The sequence below is a fragment of the Arthrobacter sp. SPT-J7 genome, assembly GCF_059089965.1.
This window is the reverse complement of the sequence record NZ_JBNHFF010000212.1, coordinates 1-5538: the sequence shown is the minus strand read 5'-3', so window position 1 is coordinate 5538 and position 5538 is coordinate 1. Positions and strand designations below refer to the sequence as shown.

Here is a 5538-nt window from a genome sequence, read left to right as displayed (position 1 = left end):
GACATAGGGGTCTGCGTTGAAAACGGCCCGGTAGCCGGCTTCACGGGAGGCCTTGTCCAGAGGAGATCCCGGGTCCGTGACGATGACGATGCGGCTGGCGGCGTCGATGCCGGCGTCATTGAACGCCTTCTCGAAGACCCTTCGCTGCGAATCCGTTTCAACAGTGGATCCGGACTTGGAGGAGACCACGATGGCGGTCTCCTCCAGCCGGTCTGCCAGGGCAGCACGGACCTGGTCCGGGTCCGTGCTGTCCAGCACAGTCAGCTCGACGCCGGCAGTGCCCGCGATCACCTCCGGTGCCAGCGAGGACCCGCCCATGCCGCAAAGCACGATGCGGGTGACGCCTTCCGCGCGGAGGGCGTCGCGGAGTTCCAGGATCTCCATCACCAGCGGCTGGGAGACGGTGGCCGCCTCAACCCAGCCGAGGCGGATGGCAGACTCTGCTTCAGCGTCGGGACCCCACAGGGTGTGGTCCTTTGCGAAGATCCGGGTGGCGATGCGGTCCTCCACCAGGGCGGGGAGGTGCTGTTCCAGTGCCTGCTGCGCGGCACCTGTGGCTTCGTAGCTGAGTGTGCTCATTATCGGTTAGGAAGCCTTCCGTGCGGAGGCGAGGGCGCCCTCAACGTCGCCGAGGAGTTCTTTCCAGCTGGCCACGAACTTGTCCAGGCCTTCGGATTCGAGGAGTGCGACGACCTCGTTGTAGGAGATGCCGAGCTTCTCGAGCGCGTCCAGGGTGTTGTTGGCTTCGGTGTAGGTGCCGGTGACGGTGTCGCCGGTGATGACGCCGTGGTCGAAGGTGGCGTCCAGGGTCTTTTCCGGCATGGTGTTCACGACGCCGGGGGCGACGAGCTCGGTGACGTAGAGGGTGTCCGGGTAGGCCGGGTCCTTCACGCCGGTGGAGGCCCAGAGGGGACGCTGGGGGAGTGCGCCGGCTTCGGCGAGCAGGGCCCAGCGTTCGGTGGCGAAGAGCTCTTCGTAGACCTGGTAGGCCAGGCGGGCGTTGGCCAGGCCGGCCTTGCCCTTGAGTGCCTTGGCCTCCTCGGTGCCGATGGCGTTGAGGCGCTTGTCGATCTCGGAGTCCACGCGGGAGACGAAGAACGAGGCCACGGAGTGGATTTTCGAGAGGTCGTGGCCGTTTTCCTTGGCCTGTTCCAGGCCGGTCTGGAAGGCGTTGATGACGGCGCGGTAGCGCTCCAGGGAGAAGATCAGGGTCACGTTGACGCTGATGCCCTCGGCGAGGGTGGCGGTGATGGCTTCGAGGCCCTCGAGGGTGGCCGGGATCTTGATCAGGACGTTGTCCTTGTTGACCCTCTTGTACAGGTGCTTGGCTTCGGCGATGGTGCCGGCGGTGTCCCAGGCCAGGCGCGGGTCCACTTCGATGGACACGCGCCCGTCAACGCCGTTGGTTGCTGCTGCCACGGGGGCGAACAGGTCGCAGGCGTCGGCGACGTCCGTGGTGGTGATCTCGAAGATGGTGTCCTCGACGGACGCGCCGGCGGCTGCCTGCTTGGCGATCGTGGCGTCGTAGTCGGTACCGGCGGTGATCGCGGCGTGGAAGATCGACGGGTTGGTGGTCACACCGACCACGTTCTTTTCTTCGATGAGCTTGGCCAGGGTGCCGGTGTCCAGGCGCCCGCGGGAAAGGTCATCGAGCCAGATGGAAACTCCGGCGTCGGAGAGCTGCTGGGTGGGAGTAGTCATTGTTCTATATCTCCTGGGAAATTGGGTTTCAGGCCTGGACGGCGGCGAGGGAGTCCTTGGCGGCCGCAGCAACTGCTTCTGCGGTGATGCCGAACTCCTGGAAGAGGCGCTTGTAGTCAGCGGAAGCGCCGTAGTGCTCCAGGCTGACGGAACGGCCGGCGTCACCGACGAATTCCTTCCAGCCCAGGGCAAGTCCTGCTTCGACGGACACGCGGGCCTTGACCGCTGCCGGGAGCACTGACTCGCGGTAGACGGCGTCCTGTTTGTTGAACCACTCAACGCAGGGCATGGACACAACACGGGCGGCGATGCCTTCGGCCTGCAGGGCTTCACGGGCCTGGACGGCCAGCTGGACCTCGGAACCGGTACCGATCAGGATGACGTCGGCAGGAACAGTCGCGCCGTCCCTGGCGGCTTCGGCCAGGACGTAGCCGCCCCTGGCGACGCCGGCAACGGAACCGAACGTGTCGCCGTCGGCCTCGCCCTGGCCGCGTTCCCAGGTGGGGATGTTCTGGCGGGTCAGCACGATGCCGGCGGGGTTGGTGTGGTTTTCCAGCATCGTCTTCCAGGCCACGGCAACTTCGTTCGCGTCACCGGGACGGACAACGTCCAGACCCACGATGGCGCGCAGCGAGGCGAGCTGTTCCACCGGCTGGTGGGTGGGCCCGTCCTCGCCCAGGCCGATGGAGTCGTGCGTCCACACGTACAGGGACGGGACACCCATCAGCGCGCCAAGCCGGATGGCCGGGCGCTGGTAGTCGCTGAAGATCAGGAACGTGCCGGAGAACGCCCGGGTCCGGCCGTGCAGGGCGATGCCGTTCACGATCGAGGCTGCGGCGTGCTCGCGGATACCGAAGTGCAGCACGCGGCCGTACGGGTTGCCCTTCCACGCCTCGGTCTGCTTGGACGCCGGAACGAACGACGGCGAGCCCTCGATGGTGGTGTTGTTCGATTCGGCAAGGTCAGCAGAGCCGCCCCACAGTTCGGGCAGGACCGGGCCCAGGGCGTTCAGGACCTTGCCGGACGCGGCGCGGGTGGAGACGTCCTTGCCGGCCGGGAAAACCGGAAGGGCCGCGTCAACATCGTTGGGCAGTTCCTTGGCCTCGATGCGCTGCAGCAGGGCCGCGCCTTCGGGATTGGCCGCCTGCCAGGCGTTGAAGGACTCTTCCCATTCCTTGCGGGCGGCAGCACCGCGGTCCACGACGGCGCGCGCGTGCGCCAGGACGTCCTGGTCAACCTCGAAGGACTTGGCCGGGTCAAAGCCCAGAACTTCCTTAAGTGCTGCGACTTCCTCTGCACCAAGTGCCGAACCATGGATCTTGCCGGTGTTCTGCTTCTTGGGGGCCGGGTAGCCGATGATGGTGCGCAGCGACACGATGGAGGGCCTGGACGTCTCAGCCTTGGCCGCGAGGAGCGCGGAGTACAGCTCCCGGACGTCCTCCTTGTATTCGCCGGTCTTGGTCCAGTCCACGCGCTGGACGTGCCAGCCATAGGCTTCATAGCGCTTCAGGACATCCTCGGTGAAGGCGATGTCGGTGTCGTCCTCGATGGAGATGTGGTTCTCGTCGTAGACAACAACGAGGTTGCCCAGTTCCTGGTGACCGGCAAGCGAGGAAGCCTCGGCCGTGACGCCTTCCTGGAGATCGCCGTCGGACGCAATCACCCAAATGGTGTGGTCGAACGGGCTGGTACCCGGGGCGGCATCGGCGTCGAACAGGCCGCGCATCCGGCGCTGGGAATACGCGAAGCCCACAGAGGACGCCAGGCCCTGGCCCAGCGGGCCGGTAGTGATCTCCACACCGGCGGTGTGCTTGTACTCAGGGTGCCCCGGCGTCAGCGAACCCCACGTCCGCAGCGCCTGAAGGTCCTCCAGCTCCAGGCCGTAACCGTTAAGGAAGAGCTGGATGTACAGGGTCAGCGAGGTGTGGCCCGGTGACAGGACAAACCGGTCACGGCCCAGCCACTCAGGATTCCGCGGATCGTGCCGCATCAACTTTTGGAAAAGAAGGTACGCGGCCGGCGCCAAACTCATCGCCGTCCCCGGGTGGCCGTTGCCCACCTTCTCCACCGCATCCGCTGCGAGCACGCGGACAGTATCCACCGCACGCTCGTCCAGGCTGGTCCAAGACAGTTCTTGCTCTTCCAAATGTGGCACGAAAACCGGGCCCCTCTCTGTGCTGATGGCAGGTGGCACACCGGATCCGTCTGGAGGCACGCTGTGTGGCGCCCGCTGCGGTGTGTACCAGCCGTTCACCATCGAAACGTTGATCTTTTCACTCAGCCACTGGCCAGCCGGGAACGCGTTTTCCACCGCTTCCTGCTGCGTGCTGATCTGGTGACAGCTTAGCTCTATTCCACTGTGCGGGCGGCCGGAATCTCACCCTTTGGACGCAATTTCGGCTTATGTGAATCCGTCTGAAGTGAGGTTGAGTTAATCTGCTCGAATCGACGCGCGAGCGATCATCAGCACCAAATGACGGGCGGTTGGGAGGGAACCGGCACGGTATGATATTTGGAGGCCAGCGCCGGGTGGCGGACCTTTTTGCGGGTTTCCCGCAGCTCCCGGCCACGGGGCGGATCAATGGATATGGTTTCGCCGGCGCCCGCACGGGTGGGCCGCATGACACAGCTGGACAGCCAGACAGAACTGCCAACAGAACGGGTGACTGCCACCGTGAGCACAACAGATACGCCGCTGAACGCATCCCGGGCAACAGGCGCCGGGATTGCCCGTAAGGCAAAGGCGTATCTCGCCCTCACCAAGCCCCGCGTGATTGAGCTGCTGCTGGTGAGCACGCTGCCCACCATGATCTATGCGGAGCGGGGCTTTCCCTCGATCGGGCTCATCCTGGCCACGCTGGTGGGCGGAGCCTTCGCCGCCGGCAGTGCCGGAGCCTTCAACTGCTACATCGACCGCGACATCGACAAGCTGATGCAGCGCACCGAGAACCGGCCGCTGGTCACCGGTGAAGTCACCCCGCGTGAAGCGCTGGTCTTCTCCTGGCTTCTGGGCGCGTCCGCCATCGCCATCCTCTGGTTCGGAGCCAATCCACTGTCCGCCTGGCTGGGGCTGGGCGCCATCTTTTTCTACGTGGTGATTTACACGATCATCCTCAAACGCCGCACCGCGCAGAATATCGTGTGGGGCGGTGCTGCAGGATGCTTCCCGGTACTGATTGCCTGGGCGGCTGTGACCAACTCGGTGGAGTGGCCCGCCGTCATCCTCTTTATGGTGATCTTCCTCTGGACGCCGCCGCATTATTGGCCCCTGTCCATGCGTTACGGCGAGGACTACCGGAACGCCAAGGTCCCCATGCTGGGGGCCATCGCGGGCGCCAAGGTGGTCTCCGTACAGGTGGTCCTGTACGCGTGGGCCATGGTTGCCTGCTCCCTGCTGATGGTTCCCGCCGGCGGCGCCGGCTGGGTATACACGGCCACGGCGGTGCTGGCCGGGGCCTGGTTCCTCTACGAGTCGCACTCCCTGTACAACCGGGCCCAGCGTGAGGACATCTCCGACAAGCGGGCCATGAAGGTGTTCCACGGCTCCATCAGTTACCTCACCCTGCTCTTCATTGCCCTGGCGGTGGATCCCTTCATTGGCCCGGCTGTCATGGCGGCCTAGCCCCTCCGTCCTGCCGCACGTCAAGCCTCTCCCGGTCCTGCCGGGGGAGGCTTGTCCCGTTAGGAGTCCCGAAAGTGAGGACCCGGAACGGGCGGACTTATCGCCGAAGCCGTACAGTGGCCCGCTCCGGCAGGGACGGCTGCAGGTTGACCAGCAGGAAGCGGGCCGCCAGGTGCCAAGCGCCCCGGTTCGGAAGGAACCGGGGCGCTTGGCAT

3 protein-coding genes and 1 pseudogene are annotated in these 5538 nt (G+C 65.3%); 1 reads left to right on the top strand and 3 read right to left on the bottom strand.

From position 1 onward, the window contains the following. The 3 genes and pseudogenes from AC5RWX_RS29565 to tkt all read right to left on the bottom strand — a co-directional run. Positions 1-579 (bottom strand): annotated as a pseudogene (locus AC5RWX_RS29565) (glucose-6-phosphate isomerase); the annotation flags it as partial. 6 nt (positions 580-585) lie between these two features. After that, positions 586-1701, bottom strand: a complete 1116-nt coding sequence (gene tal / locus AC5RWX_RS29560; RefSeq protein ID WP_494099787.1) for a transaldolase — start codon at positions 1699-1701, stop codon at positions 586-588. Positions 1702-1729: 28 nt separating this feature from the next. After that, entirely contained in the window at positions 1730-3847 is a 2118-nt protein-coding gene (tkt, locus tag AC5RWX_RS29555; RefSeq protein ID WP_494099789.1) for a transketolase, read from the bottom strand. A gap of 516 nt (positions 3848-4363) precedes the next feature. Between tkt and AC5RWX_RS29550 the strand changes: the two genes are divergently transcribed. Beyond that, on the top strand, positions 4364-5323 hold the full coding sequence (locus AC5RWX_RS29550; protein WP_494099788.1) for a heme o synthase: 960 nt from the start codon (positions 4364-4366) through the stop codon (positions 5321-5323). Positions 5324-5538 lie beyond the last annotated feature (215 nt).

Coding starts and splice junctions, on each gene's coding strand:
- tal (WP_494099787.1), bottom strand. CDS start 1,701: ATGACTACTCCCACCCAGCAGCTCTCCGACGCCGGAGTTTCCATCTGG.